General features: G+C 70.5%; 15 protein-coding genes. 7 read left to right on the top strand and 8 right to left on the bottom strand.

Features of this window, described 5'->3' with window-relative positions:
- The first annotated feature begins 123 nt into the window (after positions 1-123).
- A complete protein-coding gene (locus tag ACFVUT_RS01720; protein WP_389642579.1) occupies positions 124-3,102 on the top strand; it encodes a glycosyl hydrolase in 2,979 nt (992 codons plus the stop codon).
- Between the two features lie 118 nt (positions 3,103-3,220).
- Here ACFVUT_RS01720 and ACFVUT_RS01715 read toward each other — a convergent pair whose 3' ends face one another.
- Positions 3,221-4,069 (bottom strand): helix-turn-helix transcriptional regulator, encoded by an 849-nt coding sequence (locus tag ACFVUT_RS01715; RefSeq protein ID WP_389642577.1) that lies wholly within the window; start codon positions 4,067-4,069, stop codon positions 3,221-3,223.
- Between the two features lie 138 nt (positions 4,070-4,207).
- Here ACFVUT_RS01715 and ACFVUT_RS01710 point away from each other — a divergent pair, with 138 nt between their 5' ends.
- Complete coding sequence (locus tag ACFVUT_RS01710) at positions 4,208-4,987, top strand: NAD(P)H-dependent oxidoreductase (protein WP_389642574.1); 780 nt, start codon at positions 4,208-4,210, stop codon at positions 4,985-4,987.
- A gap of 73 nt (positions 4,988-5,060) precedes the next feature.
- Here the strand turns inward: ACFVUT_RS01710 and ACFVUT_RS01705 are convergent, their stop codons facing one another.
- The 6 genes from ACFVUT_RS01705 to ACFVUT_RS01680 form a co-directional block, all read right to left on the bottom strand.
- Positions 5,061-6,197, bottom strand: coding sequence for a LacI family DNA-binding transcriptional regulator (locus ACFVUT_RS01705; RefSeq protein WP_389642572.1), 1,137 nt, complete (start codon positions 6,195-6,197; stop codon positions 5,061-5,063).
- A complete protein-coding gene (locus ACFVUT_RS01700) occupies positions 6,194-6,514 on the bottom strand; it encodes an L-rhamnose mutarotase (RefSeq protein ID WP_389642569.1) in 321 nt (106 codons plus the stop codon). Before ACFVUT_RS01700 ends, ACFVUT_RS01705 begins: the two co-directional genes overlap by 4 nt.
- 76 nt (positions 6,515-6,590) lie before the next feature.
- Complete coding sequence (gene rhaS / locus ACFVUT_RS01695) at positions 6,591-7,679, bottom strand: rhamnose ABC transporter substrate-binding protein (protein ID WP_389642566.1); 1,089 nt, start codon at positions 7,677-7,679, stop codon at positions 6,591-6,593.
- 153 nt (positions 7,680-7,832) lie between these two features.
- Positions 7,833-8,867 (bottom strand): ABC transporter permease, encoded by a 1,035-nt coding sequence (locus tag ACFVUT_RS01690; protein WP_389642563.1) that lies wholly within the window; start codon positions 8,865-8,867, stop codon positions 7,833-7,835.
- Positions 8,860-9,915: an ABC transporter permease gene (locus ACFVUT_RS01685; RefSeq protein WP_389642560.1), complete on the bottom strand. Its 1,056-nt coding sequence runs from the start codon at positions 9,913-9,915 to the stop codon at positions 8,860-8,862. The genes ACFVUT_RS01690 and ACFVUT_RS01685 overlap by 8 nt, the downstream gene beginning before the upstream one ends.
- Entirely contained in the window at positions 9,912-11,441 is a 1,530-nt protein-coding gene (locus tag ACFVUT_RS01680; RefSeq protein ID WP_389642558.1) for a sugar ABC transporter ATP-binding protein, read from the bottom strand. The genes ACFVUT_RS01685 and ACFVUT_RS01680 overlap by 4 nt, the downstream gene beginning before the upstream one ends.
- Before the next feature lie 388 nt (positions 11,442-11,829).
- Between ACFVUT_RS01680 and rhaI the strand changes: the two genes are divergently transcribed.
- The 4 genes from rhaI (at position 11,830) to ACFVUT_RS01660 (ending at position 18,207) form a co-directional block, all read left to right on the top strand.
- Positions 11,830-12,990: an L-rhamnose isomerase gene (gene rhaI, locus ACFVUT_RS01675; protein WP_389642555.1), complete on the top strand. Its 1,161-nt coding sequence runs from the start codon at positions 11,830-11,832 to the stop codon at positions 12,988-12,990.
- 200 nt (positions 12,991-13,190) lie between these two features.
- Positions 13,191-15,230 (top strand): bifunctional aldolase/short-chain dehydrogenase, encoded by a 2,040-nt coding sequence (locus tag ACFVUT_RS01670; RefSeq protein ID WP_389642553.1) that lies wholly within the window; start codon positions 13,191-13,193, stop codon positions 15,228-15,230.
- A gap of 208 nt (positions 15,231-15,438) precedes the next feature.
- Positions 15,439-16,944, top strand: coding sequence for a rhamnulokinase family protein (locus ACFVUT_RS01665; protein ID WP_389642550.1), 1,506 nt, complete (start codon positions 15,439-15,441; stop codon positions 16,942-16,944).
- A gap of 159 nt (positions 16,945-17,103) precedes the next feature.
- Positions 17,104-18,207: a serine hydrolase gene (locus tag ACFVUT_RS01660; protein ID WP_389642547.1), complete on the top strand. Its 1,104-nt coding sequence runs from the start codon at positions 17,104-17,106 to the stop codon at positions 18,205-18,207.
- 97 nt (positions 18,208-18,304) lie between these two features.
- On the opposite strand, the gene ACFVUT_RS01655 is transcribed toward ACFVUT_RS01660, so the two are convergent.
- Positions 18,305-20,875 carry an ATP-dependent Clp protease ATP-binding subunit gene (locus tag ACFVUT_RS01655; protein ID WP_389642544.1) on the bottom strand — a complete coding sequence of 857 codons (2,571 nt, stop codon included), beginning with the start codon at positions 20,873-20,875 and terminating at the stop codon, positions 18,305-18,307.
- 837 nt (positions 20,876-21,712) lie between these two features.
- Between ACFVUT_RS01655 and ACFVUT_RS01650 the strand changes: the two genes are divergently transcribed.
- Positions 21,713-22,867, top strand: a complete 1,155-nt coding sequence (locus ACFVUT_RS01650; RefSeq protein ID WP_389642541.1) for a DUF3103 family protein — start codon at positions 21,713-21,715, stop codon at positions 22,865-22,867.
- The last annotated feature ends 84 nt before the right edge of the window (positions 22,868-22,951 follow it).

Genomic DNA, 22,951 nt, shown 5'->3' with positions numbered 1-22,951 from the left:
TTCAGCCCAGCCGAGGACGTAGGTTTCCGGCGCGTTAATTGAATCGTTTGAAACGTGGTTTCAAACGGACCTGTGTTCCGGGGCCCGGTACGTGGCGCCCCGGTGGGCCCGACAAGGAGCAACATGAGCCTGCGACGGCGAACGGTACTGACGATGGGGGCCCTGGCCGGTGCGGCCGCAACGTCCTTGCCCCTGGCAGCAGTTCCCGCGACGGCGAAGGAGGGCGGGGGCGGCAGCCTCGCGCCGCGCGGCTTCGACGACCCCTCGTCCGGCGTGCGTCCCAAGTTCCGCTGGTGGTGGCCCGACGCACTGGTGAACACCCGTGAGATCGCGGACGAGATCGAGAGGATCGCCGCCGCCGGTTTCGGCGGGGTGGAGATCGCGGCCGTCACCCACAGCCTCAGTCAGCCGATCGACGCCGGGCGCTACGGCTGGGGCACCCCGGCGTGGACGGCGGCCGTGGAGGCCGCGCTGCGGGCCGCGAAACGGCATGACGTGGTGGTGGATCTGACGATCGGCCCGGCCTGGCCGGCCGCGGTTCCCTCGATCACCCCGGACGGTGCGGCGTCGGCCAAGGAACTCGCGCACGGCCAGGCCCTGGTGGCGTCGGGCGAGACCTACTCGGGGCCGCTTCCGGCCGCCGTGTCCGAGGCCGAGCAGGGCGTCACCGCCCAGCGACTCCTGCTGGTGCAGGCCGTCCGGATCGCCACGGGCAGCTCGGCCGGCGCCGTCCCCGTCGTCCTGGACCGGTCCAGCGTCACCGACCTCACCTCGACGGTCCGCGGCACCGCCCTGACCTGGACCGCACCCGGCGACGGCGACTGGCTGGTGATCGCCTACTGGGAGCGCGGCTCCGGCCAGCGCCCGGAAGGCCCCGCGCACACCGCCCCGCTCTCCTACGTCGTCGACCACTTCAGCGACGCGGGCACCGAGGCCGTCACCGCCTTCTGGGAGAAGCACATCCTCACCCCAGCGATCCGGTCACTGCTGCGCCAGGTGGGCGGCGCCCTGTTCGAGGACTCCATCGAGCTGGAGACCGACGCCACGCTGTGGACCCCGAAGCTGCCCGCCGAGTTCGAGCGCCGCAAGGGGTACGGGCTGCTGCCGTACCTGGCGACCGTCGTCGAGAAGAAGGAGAAGCCCGTCTACAGCTTCGGTCCGGACATCGACAAGCCGGTGCGCGGCGACGTCATGGACGTCATCACCGAGCTGTACGTCGAGCACCACCTGCTTCCGCTGCAGAACTGGGCACACACCCTGGGGCTGAAGCTGCGCATCCAGCCGTACGGCCTGGAGACCGACGCGATCTACAAGGCGGCGATCCTGGACATCTCCGAGGGCGAGTCGCTGGGCTTCAAGAACCTGGACGACTTCCGGTGCCTGGCGGGCGGCCGGGACATGGGCGGCCGGCTCATCCTGTCGAACGAAGCCGGGGGCGTGGCCGGCGGCGCCTACTCGACCACCTGGTCCGCCACCCTGAAGAAGCTGGTCACCCAGTACGCGGCCGGTGTCAACCAGGCGGTGTTCCACGGCTTCGCGTACGCCGACGCGCCCGGTGCCGCCTGGCCGGGCTTCGCCGCCTTCTCGCCGTACAACGGCGGTGCCGGATACGGCGAGGCATGGGGGCCGCGCCAGCCCACCTGGCAGCACGCCGACATCGTCGCCGACTGCCTCGCCAGGATCCAGCAGGTGCTGCAGACCGGGGTCAACCGGGTCGATGTGGGGGTGCTGCGCCAGAAGGGCTACGCGGGTGCGGGGCTGGGGGCGCCCTGGTTCACCAGTGACGGCGTGCCCGTCGGCTGGACGCACACCTTCCTCAGCCCGCGGCTGCTCGACCTGCCCGGCGCCGTGGTGCGTGACGGCCGCTTCGCTCCCGACGGCCCCGCCTGCAAGGCGCTGGTCGTCGACGGCGATGTCATGAGCGGCCGTGAGCACACGCTCCGGCTCGATGTGGCCCGACGTCTCGTCGCGTACGCGGACGCTGGTCTCGCGATCGTCCTGATAGGCGACTGGTCGGACGCGCATGTGCCCGGGATGCCGGCCGCCGCGGACGACAACACGCGGCTGCGCGAGCTTCTCGTGGAGTTGCAGAAACGCCCCACCGTGCACACCGTCGCGGACCGGCCCGACGTCCCCGAGGCCATCGAGGCACTGGGTCTGCGCCGCGACGTGGAGTACGCCGAGACGTCGATGCTGGTGCACGCGCACCGCCGGGACGACGACGCGGACTACTTCTTCTTCGCCAACGACGCGGTCAGCAAGAAGGGCTCCACGGGCTCCCGGATCCGTCATGACGTCACCCTGAGCGGCCATGTCCGCGGGGCCGTCCCCCACCTGCTGGACCCGTGGACCGGTTCGGTCGCGCCGCTCGCCGCCCATACCCGTACCGAGGACGGGCGGATCCGTTTCACCGTGGACCTGGCGCCCGGTGCCGTGAGCATCGTGCGGCTGTCCCGGCCCACCGGTCGGGGCTCCGTCCGGTACGTCACCGCCACCGCGGCCGACGAGGTGGTCACCGCCGACGGCCGGAGGTTCGAAGTGCGGGCCGCTGCCGCGGGCGCCTACCGCACCACGTTCGACAACGGGCGTTCGGTGGACGCCGTCGTCGGGGCGGTGCCGCCGCCGTTCGCACCGGAGTCGTGGAAGCTGGACGTGGAGGACTGGCGGCCGGGCTCGAACGCCACCGAGACGGTTCATGTGCGGCACCGGCTGTCGCTGCCGGACGGCCTCCTGCCGTGGTCGCAGATCCCCGAACTGGAGGACGTGTCGGGCGTGGGCACCTACCGCGCCACCTTCACCCTGGGCAAGGAGTGGACGCCGGGGACGGGCGCGCGGCTGGAGCTGGGCGAGGTGTGCGACACCTTCCGTATCCGCGTCAACGGCCACGCCCTGCCCCCGGCGGACCAGGTGACGCGGGTGGTGGACCTGGGTACGCGGCTGCGGCACGGATCCAACACCGTCGAGGTGGAGGTGGCGACGACGCTCCTGAACCGGCTGCGGGTGGCGAATGCGCCGGTGTTCGGCGCCGCCAAGCGTCAGGAGTACGGGCTGCTGGGCCCGGTACGGGTGGTGCCGTACGGCACCACGACCGTGCACGCGTGAGCACCGCAGGCGGGTGAACGCGGCGGTCCGGGGCGCGGGTATCCGGGATGTGACCCGGATACCCGCGCCAAGACCGTCTGTGGTGAGGCGTTCCCGGCGGCGGACGGGTGTCGTCGAGTTACTCGCGGACCTGAGCGTTCACCGTGGGATGCGCGTCGTCGCTGTCCGCGCCCAGGCCCGCGAGCAGACGCAGTCCGTCCTCGGCGGGGCTGCCGGGGGCTGCGGACAGCACCAGCAGCTCCATGCCTGATCCGCCCGGTAGTGCGAAGTTCTCCTGGTGCAGTTCCAGCAGTCCGACCAGCGGATGCCGGTACGCCTTGCGTCCATGGGTGCGGGCGCGCACGTCCGCGCGGGCCCAGAGGCGGCGGAAGCGCTCGCTGCCCATCGCCAGCTCGCCGATGAGCGAGGCCAGACGGGGGTCCTCGGGGTATTTGCCGGCGGCCAGGCGCAGGTGCCCGACCACGTCGAGGGTGCATTTCTCCCAGTCCGCGTAAAGGCCGCGCTCGGACTCGTCAAGGAAGATGTGCCGGGCGGTGTTCAGGCCCGGCATCGGCCGGCCGTAGAGGAGCCCGGCGAGGCGGTTCCCGGCGAGCACGTCCAGGCGGTGGTCCATGATCAGTGCGGGTGCGTCGGCGACCAGGTCGAGGACGCGGAGCAGCTCCGGCCGGACCCGCCCGCCCGGCGCCTTCGCGCGGCGGCGGCGCTGCCGGGCGAGCCGGTGGAGGTGCCCGCGTTCGGTCTCGTCCAGGCCGAGGACGCGGGCGAGCGCGTCGAGGACCTGCTCGGAGGGCTGGGTCGCGCGGCCCTGCTCCAGGCGTACGTAGTAGTCGACGCTGACTCCGGACAGGTGCGCGACCTCTTCGCGGCGCAGCCCTTCGACCCGGCGGCGGCTGTCGGTGGGGATGCCGACGGCCGCCGGATCGACCCGGGAACGCCGGGTCCGCAGGAAGCCCGCAAGATCGTCCATGCCTCAAGTATGGCCTCGCTGGTGCCCGTGAAGGTGGTCCTGCCGTTACCAGGAAGTCCCGTCCGATGGAAGCGGCGCCCCTGAACGCCCGGCGTCGCGGCGCCCAGAATCGAAGGCATCCGATCCGAAGGACTTCCCATGAAGACGCTGATTGTCTACGCCCACCCTGAGCCGAAGTCGCTCAACAACTCGCTGAAGGACCTCGCGGTGTCCACACTGGAGACCGCCGGGCACGAGGTACGGGTGAGCGATCTGTACGCGATGAACTGGAAGGCGGTCGTGGACGCCGCGGACTACGGCCCGGACGCCTCAAGTCCGCTGAAGGTCGCCCTGGACTCGGGCCGGGCCTTCGACGCCGGGACGCTCACCCCGGACGTCCTCGCCGAGCAGGAGAAGCTGCTGTGGGCCGACACGATCATCTTCCAGTTCCCGCTGTGGTGGTACTCGATGCCCGCGATCCTCAAAGGCTGGGTGGACCGGGTGTTCACCTACCATTTCGCGTACGGCGTCGGCGAGCACAGCGACACCAGGTATGGCGAGCGCTTCGGCGAAGGCACCCTCGCGGGCAGGAAGGCTCTGCTGTCGGTGACCGCCGGCGGCCCGGAGTCGCATTACGCCGCTCGCGGGATCAACGGCCCCATCGACGATCTGCTGTTCCCGATGCACCACGGCATCCTCTACTACCCGGGTATCGAGGTGCTGCCGCCGTTCGTGCTGTACGGCACCGACCGGATGACCGGGCAGGACTTCCCGGACGTCGCCAAGGCCTGGGAGCAGCGCCTGCTCACCCTGGAGTCGACCGAGCCGATCGCGTTCCGGCGGCAGAACTTCGGTGACTACGAGATCCCCTCGCTGCACCTGAAGGAGGGACTGGAGCCCGCGGGCCGCACGGGTTTCGGGCTGCACGTGCGCGGCTGACCACCGGCGGGGGACGGGACGGGCCGGGGTACGAACCCGAGGGGCATCCCGAGGGCCGTGGCCCCGGCGCGCCTCAGACGCCGGGCGTGCTCGACTGCCGTACCACCAGCTCCGGCTGGAGCACCACGTGTTCGTGACGGTGTTCGTCGGCCTGCTCACCCGTCTCCCGCAGCAGCAGGTCGGCGGCGATGGTGCCGATGGCGTAGGCCGGCTGCCGTACCGAAGTGAGCGGCACGGCGGCCGCGGCCGCGAACTCGATGTCGTCGTAACCGACGATGGCGATGTCGTCGGGCACCCTCACCCCCGCGGTGTACAGCGTCTGGAGCACCCCCAGGGCCAGCAGGTCGTTGACGCAGAACACGGCGGTGGGCCGCCGCGCCAGCCCCAGCAGGCGGGCTCCGGCGTCGCGGCCCGCGGCCACGTCGAGGCGGTCGGTGGGCAGTTCGTGCAGGGCTTCGGGGGACAGTCCCGCCGCGGCGAGGGCCGCCAGAGCGCCCGACCGCCGGTCCTGCACCTGTTTGAGGTGTTCGGGCCCGCTGACGAAGGCGATCCGGCGGTGCCCCACGGACGTCAGGTGCCTGATGGCCAGGGCGCCGCCGGCCACGTTGTCGACGGCGACCGAGCAGCCCTCCTCGTTGCCCGCCACCCGGTCCACGACCACGAAGGGAATTCCGAACCGGCGGAACTCGCGGAGCGTACGACCGCTGGAGTCGGCGGGAGTGATCAGTGCCCCGCGCACCCGTTGCTCGGCGAAGAGCGCGAGATAGTCCGCTTCCTCCTGGACGCTCTGGCCGCTGTTGCAGACCATCACGCCCATGCCCGCGTCGCGTGCGGTGCGTTCGGCCCCGCGCACGACCTCGACGAAGAACGGGTTGCCCATGTCCAGGACCAGCACCGAGACGATGCGGCTGCGGCCCGCCCGCACTTGGCGGGCGAACTCGCTGCGCACGTAGCCGAGTCGGGCGATCACCTGCTGGACGTGGTGGCGGGTCCGGTCGGAGACCCGTTCGGGGCGGTTGAGCACATGGGAGACGGTGCCGACGGAGACTCCCGCCTCCCGTGCCACGTCCTTGATACCGGCCGGGGGCCGATGGCCCGTCGTACGTTCTGCCGAGCCGCCCTCCCGTCCGGCGGCGCGGACGACGGGTCCGTCGGGCGGCGGGAACGGCGCGGGGCCGTCCGGTCCGGAGAAGCCCTGCCCGGTTCTCATGTCAGGTGGAACACCTCCGTGAGGGGGAGCATGGCGGCGTCCGGGGCCCGGCCGTCCAGCTCCTCGAAGAACCCCGACATCTCGGCCTGCCACCGCGCGTTCACGCCGGTGGCGTCCATGGCGGCGCGGGCCGCGTCGAAGTCCTCGGTCTCCAGGTAGCCGACCAGCAGACCGTCCTCGCGCAGGAAGAGCGAGTAGTTGTGCCAGCCGGTCGCGGACAGCGCCTCGCGCATCTCGGCCCACACCTGCCGGTGGCGTTCGCGGTACTCCTCGGCCCGGTCGGGCCGGACCTTGAGCAGGAAGCAGACACGCTGCATGTCATGTCCTCGGTGGGTACGTGCGGGGGTGGGGCCGCTCCCGCGGTCGCGGCGGAGCGGCCCCACACCGGCCGGATCAGAACTTGTACTGGTCGATGTTCTTCGCGTCGAAGACGGTCGGCTTCCCGAGGGACACCACACCGTCCTTGCCGATGGTGTACGTGCCCATGTCACCGGCCTTGAACGTCTGCCCCTCGGCACCGGTGATCTGGCCCGACTGCAGGGCGATGACCGTGCGGGCGGCGAGCTCACCGAGCTTGTTCGGGTCCCACAGCTCGAAGCCTTCGACGGTGCCGTTCTTGACGTAGGCACGCATGTCGTTGGGGGTGCCCAGGCCGGTCAGCTTGACCTTGCCCTTGTACTTGGAGCCGGACAGGTACTGGGCGGCGGCCTTGATGCCCACGGTGGTCGGGGCGATGATCCCCTTCAGCTGGGGGTGCTCCTGGAGCAGGCCCTGGGTCTGCTGGAAGGACTTCTGTGCGTCGTCGTCGCCGTAGGCGACCTTGACCAGCTTGATGTCCTTGTACTCGGGCTTCTTCAGTTCCTCCTTCATGAAGTCGATCCAGGTGTTCTGGTTGGTGGCGGTCTGGGCGGCGGAGAGGATCGCGATCTCGCCCTTGCCGCCGATCTGCTGCGCCAGTTGCTGGACCTGGGTACGTCCGATGTCCTCGGTGGACGCCTGGGAGACGAAGACCTGACGGCAGTCGGTCTTGGTGTCGGAGTCGTAGGTCACGACACTGACGCCGTTCTTCATGGCCTGCTTCAGCGCGGTGCACAGGGCGCCCGGGTCCTGGGCGGACACCGCGATGCCGTTCACCTGCTGCTGGGTGAGGGTGTTGACGTAGGAGACCTGGCCGGAGGTGTCGGTGCCGCTGCTGGTGCCGACCTCCTGGTAGGTCGAACCGAGCTCCTCGACGGCCTTCTTGCCGGCCGTGTCGGCGATGGTGAAGTACGGGTTGTTGACCTGCTTGGGCAGGAAGGCGATCTTCAGGCCCTTCTTGGTCTCCGCGTTGGCGTCGGCCTTGCCGGTCGTCACGGCGGAACCGGACGTCTTGTCCGTGTCGTCCTTGGTGGTGCCGCCGCAGGCGGTGGCGCCCAGGGCGAGAACGGTGGCGGTGGCGACGGCAAGGGTGAGCCGACGGGTTCTGACGGTGGCGAGAGACATGGCAAAGGGTCCTATCGTTGCGAAGTACGGCTTTGTACAGGGCAGTTGTCTGGTTCGGGGTGCGGCGGACGGTGCTTGCCCGCCTCCCCTCGGGTGCGGCGGACGGTGCCGGTCCGCCTTCCCCCGGGTGCGGCGGACGGTGCCGGGGCCTCGTCAGGTGATGGCGGCCGGTGGTGACAGGGGGGCCGCTGTCGCCTTTCTGCGGGCTCTGCTCTGGGCGATCTGCCGGCCGACGCGCGGGGCGAGGACGGAGACCACCAGCAGGACGCCGGTGACGACGATCTGGGACTGGGCGGAGACGTTGAGCAGGCTCATCACGTTCTGCAGGGTGCCGAGCAGGAACACCCCGGCGATCGCGCCGCCGAGGGTGCCCTTGCCGCCGTCGAAGTCGATGCCACCGAGCAGGACCGCGGCGATGACGGAGAGTTCGAGGCCGGTGGCGTTGTCGTAGCGGGCGCTGGCGTAGTGCAGGGCCCAGAAGACGCCGGTGAGAGCGGAGAGCACGCCCGTGGTGACGAACATGGACAGCTTCAGGCGCTTGACGCGGATGCCGGCGAACCGGGCCGCTTCCTCCGAGGCGCCGGTCGCGAACAGCGAGCGCCCGACGGGAGTCGCGTGCAGGACGACGACGGCGATCGCCAGCAGCACGAGGAACGGCAGCGCGGCGTACGGGATGAAGGTGTCGCCGATCCGGCCCGCGCCGAAGTCCAGGTACTGGGCGGGAAAGTCGGTGACCGAGTCGGAACCGAGGACGATCTGGGCGATGCCGCGGTAGGCGGCCATCGTGCCGATGGTGACGGCGAGGGACGGCAGGCCGAGACGGGTGACGAGCAGCCCGTTGATCAGGCCGCAGACCACGCCGAGCACCAGGCACAGCGGGATGATCGTCTCGATGGCCATGCCCTCGTTCCACAGGGCCCCCATCACCGCCCCGGACAGGCCGGCCGTGGAACCCACGGACAGGTCGACCTCGCCGGAGATCACGAGCATCGTCATGGGCAGCGCGATCAGGGCGATCGGCAGGGTGTTGCCGATCAGGAACGAGACGTTGAGCGCGTTGCCGAAGTTGTCGACGAACGAGAAGGAGCACAGCAGCAGGACGACGAACAGGGCGCCCACCGCGGTGTCCCAGCGCACCGCGCCGCCGAGGCCGAGTCGGCCCGTGGCCTTCGTAGTGGTGTCAGTCATGGCGGGCACTCCTCATCTGTGCTGCCTTCTTGCGCAGCGCTGCGGCGACCCGCAGGGCCAGGATCCGGTCGACGGCGATGGCGAGCAGCAGCAGGATGCCGTTGATCGCGGTGACCCAGACCGAGCTGACGCCGATCGCGGGGAGCACGCTGTTGATGGAGGTGAGCAGGACGGCTCCGAGCGCCGCTCCGTAGACGCTTCCGGAGCCTCCGGTGAAGGCGACGCCGCCGACCACCACGGCGCTCACGACGGTGAGTTCGTAGCCGTTGCCGGTGGCGGAGTCGACGTTGCCGAAGCGGGCGAGGTAGAGGGCGCCGGCGAGTCCGGCGAGGGCTCCGCACAGGACGTAGGCGGTCATGATGCGGCCCCGGACCGGGACACCGGCGAGTCGGGCCGCCTCGGGACTGGAGCCGAGGGCGTACAGGTCGCGTCCACTGCGGTAGCTGCGCAGGTAGTAGCCAACCGCGAGGAGCACGGCGAGGGCGAGCAGGGCGAGGTAGGGAATCGCCCAGACGCCGTCGTGGCCGAAGTCGACGAAGCCTTGGGGCAGCGCGTCCGCGGTGATCTGGCGGGAGCCGACCCAGATGGAGTCGATGCCGCGGATGATGTAGAGGGTGCCGAGGGTGACCACGAGGGCGGGCACCTTGCCGAGGCTGACCAGGGCGCCGTTGAGCAGTCCGAAGAGTGCTCCGAGCGCGGCGGCGAGCACCACCGCGATCAGCGGACTGCCGCCGCCGCTCAGGTAGTTGCCGGCGGCGAAGGCGGAGATGCCGAGCACCGAGCCGACCGACAGGTCGACGTTCCGGGTGATCACCACGACGGCCTGGCCGGTGGCGACGAGGGCCAGGATGGTCGCGTTGAGCAGCAGGTCCTTGATGCCCTGTTCGGACAGGAACTCGCCGTTGTAGATCTGGGTGGCGCCGAGCATCACCACGAGTACGGCGAGGACTGCCAGTTCGCGCACCTTGAACATCTTGTCGATGAGTGTGCGCGCGCCGGTGGTCCGGGATGCGGGTGCGCTGCGCACCGGTTCGGCTGTGGTGGTCATGCCGCGTCCCTTCCACGGGCTGCGCGGCCGGTGGCCGCCGCCATCACGGTCTCCTCGGTCGCCTCCGCACGCGGTATCTCCGCGGCCAGGCGGCCTTCGTGCATCACGAGGACCCGGTCGGCCATGCCGAGGATCTCCGGGAGGTCGGAGGAGATCATCAGCACCGCGACGCCCTCGGCGGCGAGCGAGGACAGCAGCCGGTGCACCTCGGCCTTGGTGCCGACGTCGATGCCGCGGGTCGGCTCGTCCACGATCAGCACCTGGGGAGCGGTCGCGAGCCACTTGGCCAGGACGACCTTCTGCTGGTTGCCGCCCGACAGGGTGCCGACGACGTCGGCCAGCCGGGCGTACTTCACCTGGAGCTTCACGGCCCAGTCGACGGCCCGGTCGCGCTCGGCCCGGCGGTTCATCAGTCCGGCCCGGGTGGTTTCGGCGAAGCCGGTGAGCCCGATGTTGCGTCCGATGGACATGTCCATCACGAGGCCCTGGGCGCGGCGGTCCTCCGGGACGAGGGCGACTCCGGCGGCCATCGCCAGGCTCGGGGAACCCGCCTTGAGTGTGTGGCCGAGCACCTCGACCTCGCCTGCGTCCCAGCGGTCGACGCCGAACACGGCCCGAGCGACCTCACTGCGGCCCGCACCCACCAGTCCCGCCAGGCCCACGATTTCGCCGCGCCGCACCTCGAAGGACACGTCGGTGAAGACGCCTTCCCGGGTGAGCCGGCGCACCGTGAGCGCGGCCTCGCCGATCTCGGTCTCCTGCTTGGGGTACAGCTCGTCGAGGTCGCGGCCGACCATGCGGCGCACCAGGTCGTCCTCGGTGAGGCCGGCCAGCGGTTCGCTGCTGATCCAGGCTCCGTCGCGCAGGGTGGTCACCCGCTGGCACAGCTCGAAGATCTCCTCCAGCCGGTGCGAGATGAACAGCACGGCGGCACCCTGCTCGCGCAGCGTCTTGACGACGCCGAAGAGGCGGGCGACTTCGCTGCCGGTGAGTGCGGCGGTCGGCTCGTCCATGATCAGGACGCGGGCTTCGAAGGAGAGCGCCTTGGCTATCTCGACGAGTTGCTGGTCGGCGATGGACAGTCCGCGGGCGGGCTGTTCCGGGTCGAGATCGACGCCGAGACGGGCGAAGAGACCGGCGGCGGCCTGCTTCACCGCGCGGTGGTCGACCCGGCCGAGGGAGCGGGACGGCTGGCGGCCCACGAAGATGTTCTCGGCGACCGACAGATCGGGGAAGAGCGTCGGCTCCTGGTAGATCACGGCGACACCCGCGTCCCGGGCGTCGGCGGGGCCGTGGAACTCCACCGGTGATCCGTCGAGCAGCACCGTGCCGGTGTCGGGCCGGTGCACGCCGGCCAGGGCTTTGATCAGGGTCGACTTGCCCGCACCGTTCTCGCCGGCGAGGGCGTGGACCTCTCCGGCGAACAGCTGTAGGGAGACTCCGCGCAGGGCCCGGACGGCGCCGAAGGACTTGCTCACCTCCTCCAGCGCGAGGACCGGAGTGGCATCCGGTTCGGGTTGCGTCATGTGTCTCTCCATGGAGGTCAGGGTCGGCCGGGGGATCCGGGCACGCCGAACCGCGCCGATGCGATCACCCGGCATGAAATGTTTCAGTGAGGTTGCCCGGAAGCTAGCCCCGCCCGCTCCTCAGGTCAAGGGGTCGACTCTGGCGCAAGGGGCCGAATCAGGAGAAGACCATCCAGTACAACCGGCCCGCACCCCTTGATCTGTGCGGAATAAGGGCTGCCCGACGGCCACCTGGGGCCAATAGCACGATTGAGTAACGCGACACCGGGCTGACGGAAGCCCTTGACGCTCACGAAACCCGGGGCTAACTTGCCGATGCAATGAATCGATTCACACAATTGTGTGTCTGCCGGCCCTCTTCAGGGCTGTCGCGCTTCCCGAGGTGAACATGACTGACATCGCTGCCGTGAAGGCCGCACTCGCCGGACAGCGGATCGAGACGCCGTCCTGGGGGTACGGCAACTCCGGTACCCGCTTCAAGGTGTTCGCGCAGACGGGAGTGCCGCGCACCCCGTGGGAGAAGCTGGACGACGCGGCCAAGGTCCACGAGTTCACCGGGGTGGCGCCGACCGTCGCGCTGCACATCCCCTGGGACAGGACCGAGGACTACGCGGCACTCGCCTCGTACGCCGAAGAGCGCGGCCTCACGCTGGGCACCATCAACTCCAACACCTTCCAGGACGACGACTACAAGCTGGGCAGCGTCTGCCATCCGGACGCCGCCGTCCGCCGCAAGGCCCTGGACCATCTCTACGAATGCGTCGACATCATGGACGCGACCGGTTCGAAGGGCCTCAAGCTGTGGTTCGCCGACGGCACCAACTACCCGGGTCAGGACGACGTCCGCGAGCGCCAGGACCGGCTCGCCGACGTGCTGGCCAAGGTGTACGAGCGGCTCGGCGACGACCAGCGGCTGCTGCTGGAGTACAAGCTCTTCGAGCCCGCCTTCTACACGACCGACGTGCCGGACTGGGGCACGGCGTACGCCCACTGCCTCAAGCTGGGCGAGAAGGCGCAGGTCGTCGTCGACACCGGACACCACGCCCCGGGCACCAACATCGAGTTCATCGTCGCCACGCTGCTGCGTGAGGGCAAGCTCGGCGCCTTCGACTTCAACTCCCGCTTCTACGCGGACGACGACCTGATGGCCGGTGCCGCCGACCCCTTCCAGCTGTTCCGGATCATGTACGAGGTGATCCGCGGTGGCGGCTTCACGCCGGACGTCGCCTTCATGCTCGACCAGTGCCACAACATCGAGGCCAAGATCCCGGCGATCATCCGTTCGGTGATGAACGTCCAGGAGGCGACGGCCAAGGCGCTGCTCGTCGACCGTGCGGCGCTGACCGTCGCTCAGCGCTCGGGCGACGTGCTCGCCGCGAACGCCGTCCTGATGGACGCGTACAACACGGACGTACGTCCGCTGCTGGGCGAGGTGCGTGAGGAACTGGGCCTGGACCCGGACCCGGTCGCCGCGTACCACCGTTCCGGCTGGGCGGCGAAGATCGCCGCGGAACGGGTCGGCGGGCAGCAGGCCGGCTGGGGCGCGTGAGCGAGGCGGCACAACCGGCCGGGCCGCCACGGGACCGCGCACGTGCGGTGGTCCCGCCGGGACGGCCGCGTCCGCCGCACGGCCGCCCGGCGGCGGCACGGTTCACCGCCCCCTGACAGGGCCGTACGGCCGGTGCCGCGGCTCCCCTCGCCCCTCGGGGCTCCGAGCACAAGCAGACACTCTTCTTAAGGACTAGGAACATGGCTCCCCATCCTGAAGCCGCGGCCCTGCTGGCCCGGTCCCACCGGCTCGGCGCCGATCCCCGCAACACCAACTACGCGGGCGGCAACACGTCCGCGAAGGGCACCGGAACCGACCCGGTGACCGGCGGCGACGTCGAACTCATGTGGGTCAAGGGGTCGGGCGGTGACCTCGGCACGCTGACCGAGGCAGGTCTCGCCGTACTGCGCCTGGACCGGCTGCGCGCCCTCACCGACGTCTACCCCGGCGTGGAGCGCGAGGACGAGATGGTCGCCGCGTTCGACTACTGCGCGCACGGCAAGGGCGGCGCCGCCCCGTCGATCGACACCGCGATGCACGGCCTGGTGGACGCGCCCCACGTCGACCACCTGCACCCCGACTCCGGCATCGCGCTGGCCTGCGCCGCCGACGGCGAGAAGCTGACCGCCGAGTGCTTCGGCGACCGTGTGGTGTGGGTGCCCTGGCGCCGCCCCGGTTTCCAGCTCGGTCTGGACATCGCGGCCGTCAAGCGGGCCAACCCGCAGGCGATCGGCTGCGTGCTCGGCGGCCACGGCATCACCGCCTGGGGTGCCACGGCCGAGGAGTGCGAGCGCAATTCGCTGCACATCATCCGCACCGCCGAGACCTTCCTCGCCGAGCGCGGCAGGGCCGAGCCGTTCGGGCCGGTCGTCGAGGGGTACGAGGCCCTGCCCGCGTCGGACCGCCGGGACCGGGCCGCGGCCCTGGCACCGCACATCCGGGCCCTCGCCTCCCAGGACCGCCCGCAGGTCGGCCACTTCACCGACTCGGACGTCGTCCTCGACTTCCTCGCCTGTGCCGAGCACCCCCGGCTCGCGGCGCTGGGCACCTCCTGCCCGGACCACTTCCTGCGTACGAAGGTCCGCCCGCTCGTCCTCGACCTGCCGCCGACCGCTCCCCTGGACGAGGCGGCCGCCCGGCTGAAGGAACTGCACGCCGCCTACCGCGAGGAGTACGCCGCCTACTACCGGCGCCACGCGGAGCCCGACTCCCCCGCGATGCGCGGCGCCGACCCGGCGATCGTGCTCGTACCCGGCGTCGGCATGTTCTCCTTCGGCAAGGACAAGCAGACCGCGCGCGTGGCCGGCGAGTTCTACGTCAACGCGATCAATGTGATGCGCGGAGCGGAGGCCGTCTCCACGTACGCGCCGATCGAGGAATCGGAGAAGTTCCGCATCGAGTACTGGGCCCTGGAGGAGGCCAAACTCCAGCGGATGCCGGCACCCAAGCCGCTCGCCACCCGCGTCGCACTGGTGACGGGCGCGGGCAGCGGCATCGGCAAGGCGATCGCCCGCCGACTCGCCGCCGAGGGTGCCTGCGTCGTGATCGCGGACCTCGACGCGGCGAACGCGCAGGCGGTCGCGGACGAGCTGGGCGGCCCCGACAGGGCCGTCGCCGTCACGGTGGACGTCACCTCCGAAGAACAGATCACCGACGCGTTCAAGACGGCGGTACTGGCCTTCGGCGGCATCGACCTGGTCGTCAACAACGCGGGCATCTCCATCTCCAAGCCGCTGCTGGAGACCACCGCGAAGGACTGGGACCTCCAGCACGACATCATGGCCCGCGGCTCCTTCCTCGTCTCCCGCGAGGCGGCCCGCGTGATGATCCAGCAGGAACTGGGCGGCGACATCGTCTACATCGCCTCCAAGAACGCGGTCTTCGCCGGCCCCAACAACATCGCCTACTCGGCCACCAAGGCCGACCAGGCCCACCAGGTACGGCTCCTGGCGGCCGAGTTGGGGGAGCACGGCATCCGCGTCAACGGCGTCAACCCGGACGGCGTGGTCCGCGGCTCGGGAATCTTCGCGGGCGGCTGGGGCGCGCAGCGCGCGGCCACCTACGGCATCGAGGAGGAGAAGCTCGGCGAGTTCTACGCCCAGCGCACCCTGCTCAAGCGCGAGGTGCTTCCCGAGCACGTGGCGAACGCGGTGTTCGCGCTGACGGGCGGGAACCTCACGCACACCACCGGCCTCCATGTCCCGGTCGACGCCGGTGTGGCCGCCGCCTTCCTGCGGTAGCGCACATGCCGTCACCGGTCCGGGCCGACCGCGCCCGGCCCGGTGACGGCCCGCCGATCCCGCCGATCCCGCCGGAGCCGGTCTCCCCACCCGGAGGCGTTCGGAACCCGCGCGAAGGCGTCCGGACGGTTCACCACCGCACAGGCCGTCCCGTTCGCCCCGCCCTGCCCATCGACACCACCGCAACGCCTCGCGGAGGAGCCCCCCCATGACCACCGTCCCGTCCCCCTCCGCGTCACCCTCCCTGTTCGCCGCGGCCGATCTGGGCGCCACCAGCGGACGGGTCGTCCTCGGCGAGGTCGCACCGGACCGCCTCGTCCTCACGGAGCTGCACCGGTTCGCCAACACCCCGCTGCGGCTGTCCGACGGGCTGCGCTGGAACGTACTCGCCCTCTTCCAAGGTGTGCTCGACGGGCTGCGCGAGGCCGCCCGCAGGACCGACGGCCGCCTCGCCTCCATCGGGGTGGACAGCTGGGCCGTCGACTACGGGCTGCTGGACCGTGACGGCGCGCTGCTCGGGCACCCCTTCCACTACCGCGACAGGCGCACCGAGGGCGCCGCCGACACCGTGTGGTCCCGGATCGACGCCCAGGAGCTGTACCGGATCACCGGTCTTCAGCACCTCCCCTTCAACACGGTCTTCCAGCTCGCCGCGGCGGCGGGCACCGCGCAGATGGACGCCGCCCGCACCCTGCTGCTCGTCCCGGACCTGTTCATCCACTGGCTGACGGGGACCGTGGGCGCCGAGGAGACCAACGCCTCCACCACCGCGCTCTTCGACGCACGGACCGGCGCCTGGCGCCCCGACCTCCTCGACCGGCTCTCCCTCGCCCCCGGCCTGCTGCCGCCACTGCGCGCACCCGGTGACCCCGCGGGCACCCTGCTGCCGCACATCGCCGCGTACACCGGACTCGACACCAGCACCCCGGTCACCGCGGTCGCCTCCCACGACACCGCCTCCGCCGTCGTCGCGGTACCGGCCACCGACCCGCGCTTCGCGTACATCTCGTGCGGCACCTGGTCCCTGGCGGGCCTGGAGCTCAACGCTCCCATCCTGAGCGAGGAGTCCCGGGAGGCCGGCTTCACCAACGAACGCGGCATCGACGGCACCATCCGCTATCTGCGCAACATCATGGGCATGTGGCTTCTGGAGGAGTGCCGGCGCACCTGGGCGGCGCAGGGCCTGCCGGCCGGGCTGCCCGAACTGCTCGCCGAGGCCGACCGGGCCCAACCGTTCGTCTCGGTCATCGACCCGGACGCACCGGAGTTCCTCGCCCCCGATGACATGCCGGAGCAGATCCGCGCCCACTGCCGCCGCACCGGGCAGCCCGTCCCCGACAGCCGGGGCGCGCTGGTGCGCTGCGTCATGGAGAGCCTGGCACTGGCCCACCGCCGCGTCCTGCGGCAGGCCGCCCGGCTCGCCGACCACGACATCGCCCAGGTCCATCTGGTGGGCGGCGGCTCGCGCAACGAGCTGCTGTGCCGGCTGACCGCCGACGCCTGCGGGCTGCCGGTGGTGGCGGGCCCCGCCGAGGCCACCGCGCTGGGCAACGTCCTCGTCCAGGCCAGGGCGGCCGGTCTGGTCGGCGACCTCTCCTCGATGCGCCGGCTGGTCGCGGACACCCAGCCATTGCGTCACTACACGCCCGGCGGCGACCCCGGCGCCTGGGACGCGGCCGAGGCCCGTCTCGCGTCGTTCGCGAAGGAACGGTGACGCGCGGGACAGCCGGGCGGCGAACCGGGGCGGGGGGAGTGACAGGGGACACCACCCCATAGTCCGGTTTGGGCCGATGTGCTTATCATCACGAACTATTTCACGTAACTGTTACGTGCGACATAGCTTGTGCCGGAACTGTCTCCTTATTCTCACGCCATGTCCCGGCATTCCTTCGCTCCCCTGCTTGTCACACTCACCCGGCGCCGTGCGTCGCGCTTCGCCCTGGCCGCCCTCGCGCTCGTCATGACCGGCTCCTGGGCGGCGACCGGCGCCGACCTCGACACGGCCGGGGACGACGAGGCGCGGACCGCCGCACGGTCGGGCCCGGCGGCGGGGCGGACGCCCGCTGCCGTGGGGCTGGGTACGGTTCCCACCGTGCCCGCTGCCGTGAGGCTGGGCGCGGTTCCCACCGTGCCCGCTCTCATGGGGCTGGGTGCGGTCCCCACCGTGCCGTCCGCCTCCACCGCGGTGGCGTCCCCGCCGGCGGTGTCCGCAGCGTCGCTGCGTACCACTGGGGCCGGTGGGGCCCCTGGTTCGGCTCCGGACCAGGTGCTGTCCCAACGGCTCGACCCGGTCGTGGCGGCTTCCCCCGCCTCGCTCTCGGTGGCGGTGCTCGACCCGGCCGACGGGCGCACGGCGCGGTACGGCGTGCGGGCGGACACGACCTACGACACGGCGAGCATTGTCAAGGTCGACATCCTGGCGGCTCTGCTGCTCAAGGCCCAGGACGAACACCGCGGACTCACGGCGCAGGAGAAGAAAGCCGCCGCGTCGATGATCCGCGTCAGCGACAACGCGTCCGCCGACGCGCTGTGGCGCGTGATCGGCAAGGCACCGGGCCTGGAGGCCGCCAACCGCAGGCTCGGCCTGACCGGCACGACCGGCGGCCTCGACGGGCACTGGGGGCTGACCCAGACCACAGCGACCGATCAGCTCGCTGTGCTGGCGGCCGTCTTCGGCACCGACTCCCCGTTGAACAGCTCGAACCGTACCTACGTGCGCGGCCTCATGGGAGACATCGCGGCAGACCAGTCCTGGGGCGTTTCCGCGGCCGGCCCCGTCACCGGCCTGAAGAACGGCTGGTTGCAGCGGACGGCGACGGGCCGCTGGGACGTCAACAGCATCGGGCTCGTCCAGGTGAACGGACACGACCGCCTCGTGGCGGTGCTGTCGCGGGGCAGCGTCACCATGGCGGACGGCGTCTCGCTGGTGGAGAAGGCAGCCGAGGCGGCGGTCCAGGCCCTGGAGGAGACGGCCTGACCCCGCACCACGGCCCCGGTCGGGCCCCGGGGCCGCAGCACCACCTGCGCCGGGCCCGAAGCCGCACACCTCACGGTGCCACCACCCGGTCCCGGGCCTACCCGCCGGCCGTCTGCCGGCCGCCGCCCGGTTCCGTACCGTCGGCGTCGTCCGCCGCCATGACCTCCTCGGCGTCCTTCTCCTGCCGCGCCGAACCGCGCACGGCGCAGTGGAGGCTGTCGTCCACCACATCGGCGACGATGGTGTCTCCCTGCTCGGCCTCACCGGAGAGCAGGAGGGAAGCGACGCGGTTGTCGAGTTCGTTCTGGATGGTCCGCCGGAGGGGACGGGCGCCGAACTCCGGCTGATAGCCGTGGGCGACCAGTAGTTTCTTGGCGGCCTCGGTGACTTCGAGCGTCATCCCCTGGGCGCGCACCCGGCGGTCGCTCTGGGCCAGGAGGTGGTCGACGATCTCCGCGAGGTCGTCCTCGGTGAGGCCCCGGAAGATGATGATCTCGTCGATACGGTTGAGGAACTCCGGCAGGAACCGCGCCTTGAGGTCCTCCATGAGATCGTCCTTGATCTCGGACACGTCGCCGTGGTGATCGAGGATGAGGTGGGCGCCGATGTTGGACGTCATGATGATTACGCAGTGGCGGAAGTTGACCGTGCGGCCCTGCGCGTCCGTGAGCCGGCCGTCGTCCAGGATCTGGAGCAGTGTGTTGAAGATGTCGGGGTGGGCCTTCTCGACCTCGTCGAACAGCAGCACACTGTACGGCTGCCTGCGTACCTTCTCGGTGAGCTGGCCGGCTTCCTCGTAGCCGACGTATCCGGGAGGTGCTCCGACGAGGCGGGCCACGGTGTGTTTCTCCTGGAACTCGCTCATGTCGAAGCGGATCATGCGGTCTTCCTCGCCGAACAGCAACTCGGCCAGGGTCTTGGCCAGTTCCGTCTTGCCGACGCCGGTGGGGCCCAGGAACAAGAAGGATCCGACGGGGCGCTTGGGATCGCCCATGCCTGCCCGGCTGCGGCGGACCGCGAGCGAGACCGCGGTGACCGCCTCGTCCTGACCCACGACTCTGGCATGCATCGATTCCTCAAGCCGCAACAGCCGGTCCTTCTCACTGGCGGTGAGTTGTGAGACGGGGATCCCGGTCCGGCGCGCGATCACATCGGCGATGTCGGCGGCGGTGACGGAGACGACTCCTTCCCGGCGCTCGTCGATCCCGGCGAGTTCCCCTTCGGTTTCGGCGATCTCGGCCTTCAGCTCAGAAGCTCTGTCGAAGTCCTCGGCGGCGACGGCCTGGTCCTTCTCGCGGCGCAGTTTCGCGAGGCGGTCCTCACGGCTGACGACTTCGGTGGACCGTGCCGCGCTGCGCAGGCGCACCCTGGCTCCCGCCTGGTCCATGACGTCGATGGCCTTGTCCGGCAGGAAGCGGTCGCTGATGTAGCGGTCCGAGAGCTCCGCGGCGGCGGACAGGGCTCCGTCGGCGAAACGGACCTGGTGGTGGGCTTCGTAGGTGTCACGCAGACCTTCGAGGATGGCGACGGTCTCCTCGACCGACGGCTCCGGAATGAGAACCGGCTGGAAGCGGCGTTCGAGAGCGGCGTCCTTCTCGATGTGCTTGCGGTACTCGTCGATGGTCGTCGCCCCCACCACATGGAGCTCTCCACGGGCCAGGGCGGGCTTGAGCATGTTGCCCGCGTCCATGGAGCCCTCACCGGTCGCGCCCGCCCCGACGACCGTGTGCAGTTCGTCGATGAAGAGGATGATGTCGCCCTCGGCCGCCTTCACGTCCTCGATGACCTTCTTGAGACGCTCCTCGAACTGACCGCGGTACTGCGCGCCGGCCACCAAGCCGGACAGGTCGAGGGAGATGACCTGTTTGTCCTTGAGAGTGTCCGGTACCTCGCCCGCGATGATGCGCTGGGCGAGCCCTTCGACGATGGCGGTCTTGCCGACACCGGGTTCCCCGATGAGCACGGGGTTGTTCTTGGTGCGCCGGGAAAGGATCTCGACCGTCTGCTCGATCTCCTCGGAGCGCCCGACGACGGGATCGAGTTTGCCGGCCTTGGCCTCGTCGGTGAGATTTCGGCCGAACTCCTCCAGCGTCGTCGCGGGCCCCGCCTCACCGGGCTGCGCGCCGTCCGCCCCCGCGGCCCTGCCCGCCGGCTTCCGGAGTCTGTCCACTTCGATGTCGTTGGCGCGCAGGATGCGCGACGCACCCGAGTCCGGATCGTCCAGGAGAGCAAGGAGGATGTGCTCGGGGCCGATGTAGGAGACGCCCGCTGCCTGCGAGCGCGCGTAGGCGGTGGCGAGTGTGCGCTTGGCCGCCGGAGTGAGGCCGGGCTCGGAGGACGGCTCGCCGGATTCCTTGGGCAGGACCCGTGAGATCTCCGTGGCGAGTTCCTGCGGGTCGACCCCGGCCTGGGCGAGGATCCGCCGCGAGGGATCCACCTGCGACGCGGCCCACAGCAAGTGCTCCGTGTCCAGGTCGGCGGTGCCGTCCTGGACCGCACGCTGCGCCGCCAGGTTCAGCAACTCGTGCGACGAGTCGCTCAGGAGGCGTCCGATCGGTACGCGCTGCACGGCGGGAGGTGACGATGCCGGTGACGTACCGAAGAAACGGCTCAGCATCTCACTGAACGGGTCTGCGGAACCGAAGGCTGAACCGAAGGGGATCGACATGACAGCTCCTGTGCATGAGACCGGCTTCCACTCAAACAATCGCGCGAAACACCCGCAACCGGAGTCGGTACCACCCTTGCTCCTCCTGCTCTCCGCCGACCATGGCGCCGGCCGGAGGCGACACCCGTCGGGGCCGCGTCGTCACACCTCGTGAACCTGTGGCCCGAGAACCGTGCGCACCTGTTCGGGGTGAGGGTCGAAGGACGCTCTGCGTACGGTCAATCCCCGACGGGCTTCTCGGCCTCGACGGACCCGGCGCATTCGGCGCCGCCACCGGCTCCCGGGCCCACCGCGGCCGGACCGAACGGGGAACGGTGGCACGCCGGGGAGTCCGGCGTCCGTGGAGTACGAGGTGAGGGCGGCGGACTCGGTGACCGGCAGCAGACCCTCGCAGTACGTGGCCAACCGGCCTTCGTCACACCACCGTTGACCGGTGTCGCTCATCCGGTACCCGCCGTGGCCTACGCCGAGCACCAGGGCCGGCGGCATCACGGCGTACAGCGCGATGCGGCGCATGATCTTCATCAGGCGTCGCCCTCCCCCGTATCGATCAGACGTTCCTGCCCATCATCCGCGGGCCCGGATCCGGCGCCCGCCCCCTCCGGATGAACACCACTCCGGACCTCGAACCGCACATGTCACACCACCGATGAACCCATCATCCGGAGGCGAGTCCGGTGACCACTCGGACGCGCACGATCGGCCTGAACACACCGGTTCACGCGGCGGAATGGTTTGGCCACACCTTGTCATGCACATCCTTACAGACGGGTCTACCCGCATAGACAAGACCTGCTCATCCCCCGCAGCGCACCACTGACTCAGCAGGAGACCGCCTTGCGTGCTTCCACCCCGCTGCGTACGGCCCTGATCGGGCTCGTACTGGCCGCGACCGCACTGATCCCGATTCAGGGCACGGCTCTGGCAGCGCAGACCGAAACGGCCGAGACCGCCACCACCCCGGCGCCCTCGGTCTTCACGACAGCGGACGCGACCGCTCGCACCCTCGCGGGTTCCCTCGCCGACCCCGCCTGGAACAGACAGGTCCGCACGGCCCTGCTGGCCGCCGAATCGGTGGAACTGAGCACGCTGACCCGCGGATCAACCACCGCGGCCGGCCAGCGGCTCGCCGCCGGGGTGGCCTCGGCCGACCGCAGCGTCGCCACCGCCAAGGGCCTTGGCGACGAAGCCGGTTCACTGCTGCGGGTGGGCCTGGCGGACGCCTCGATGAAGGCCCGGCTCGCCGGGGGCGCGGCCCCGCTGGTGGCCGCCACCCCGTCCGATGACGACGCCTCCACGTTCACCGCGTACGACAGCCGGGGCGCCGCCCACGTACTGCCCCTCGACACGATCCCCGACCGGCCCGTCTACCTCGTCGACATCGACGGCGCCAAGGCGGTCACCGAGGGCCTCGCGATCGTCGACGCCGCCCTGGCGAAGGCGGGACTCGACGTGCCGGTCCCGGCGGCCGAGGTGAGGGCCGTCGCGCCGTCTGCCACGACGGGCATCGACACCACTCTGATCAACTCGGTCCGGGTCTCCGACGTGAAGGAGCCGTGGATCAAGGGTGACGCCGAGATCTTCACGCTCGTCACCGGGTTCGGCAAGGACGGCAAGCCGCGCGTCGACACCGTCGAGATGCCGTACCTGGACAAGGACGCCACCACGTACTACCCGAACCAGGTCCTCGTGAACTGGTCGAACTACAAGTACGACTTGGCCGACGCGGTCATGATGGAGGACGACGGCGACACCAACTACCAGGCGCTCGCCAAGGCCATCGTCGCGGTCCTGCTGACCATCACCGACCAGGGCGCGTACATCCCCCTCGCCGACGCCCTCCTGGACGCCATCCCCACCTCCTGGTGGACCGACGACCCGGACTACGTCGACTCCTGGTACACCCTGGCCAAGACCAGCAGCGGCACGCGCAACGGGGCCGCGGCCAACGGCTGGATGAACGTCTCGCCGTACTACGTGTCGGAGCTCTGACCCGACACGCACGCACCTCGCACCCCTCGCCCACCGGCCGGCCCTTCCCCCGGGGCCGGCCGGTACCACGCGGGCAGCCGCTCC

The organism is Streptomyces sp. NPDC058051, from assembly GCF_042885475.1.
Lineage (GTDB): Bacteria > Actinomycetota > Actinomycetes > Streptomycetales > Streptomycetaceae > Streptomyces.
The sequence above is the reverse complement of the archived record's forward strand: the minus strand, read 5'-3'. Positions and strand labels throughout refer to the sequence as shown.

Coding starts and splice junctions, on each gene's coding strand:
- ACFVUT_RS01720 (WP_389642579.1), top strand. CDS start 124: ATGAGCCTGCGACGGCGAACGGTACTGACGATGGGGGCCCTGGCCGGT.
- ACFVUT_RS01715 (WP_389642577.1), bottom strand. CDS start 4,069: ATGGACGATCTTGCGGGCTTCCTGCGGACCCGGCGTTCCCGGGTCGAT.
- ACFVUT_RS01710 (WP_389642574.1), top strand. CDS start 4,208: ATGAAGACGCTGATTGTCTACGCCCACCCTGAGCCGAAGTCGCTCAAC.
- ACFVUT_RS01705 (WP_389642572.1), bottom strand. CDS start 6,197: ATGAGAACCGGGCAGGGCTTCTCCGGACCGGACGGCCCCGCGCCGTTC.
- ACFVUT_RS01700 (WP_389642569.1), bottom strand. CDS start 6,514: ATGCAGCGTGTCTGCTTCCTGCTCAAGGTCCGGCCCGACCGGGCCGAG.
- rhaS (WP_389642566.1), bottom strand. CDS start 7,679: ATGTCTCTCGCCACCGTCAGAACCCGTCGGCTCACCCTTGCCGTCGCC.
- ACFVUT_RS01690 (WP_389642563.1), bottom strand. CDS start 8,867: ATGACTGACACCACTACGAAGGCCACGGGCCGACTCGGCCTCGGCGGC.
- ACFVUT_RS01685 (WP_389642560.1), bottom strand. CDS start 9,915: ATGACCACCACAGCCGAACCGGTGCGCAGCGCACCCGCATCCCGGACC.
- ACFVUT_RS01680 (WP_389642558.1), bottom strand. CDS start 11,441: ATGACGCAACCCGAACCGGATGCCACTCCGGTCCTCGCGCTGGAGGAG.
- rhaI (WP_389642555.1), top strand. CDS start 11,830: ATGACTGACATCGCTGCCGTGAAGGCCGCACTCGCCGGACAGCGGATC.
- ACFVUT_RS01670 (WP_389642553.1), top strand. CDS start 13,191: ATGGCTCCCCATCCTGAAGCCGCGGCCCTGCTGGCCCGGTCCCACCGG.
- ACFVUT_RS01665 (WP_389642550.1), top strand. CDS start 15,439: ATGACCACCGTCCCGTCCCCCTCCGCGTCACCCTCCCTGTTCGCCGCG.
- ACFVUT_RS01660 (WP_389642547.1), top strand. CDS start 17,104: ATGTCCCGGCATTCCTTCGCTCCCCTGCTTGTCACACTCACCCGGCGC.
- ACFVUT_RS01655 (WP_389642544.1), bottom strand. CDS start 20,875: ATGTCGATCCCCTTCGGTTCAGCCTTCGGTTCCGCAGACCCGTTCAGT.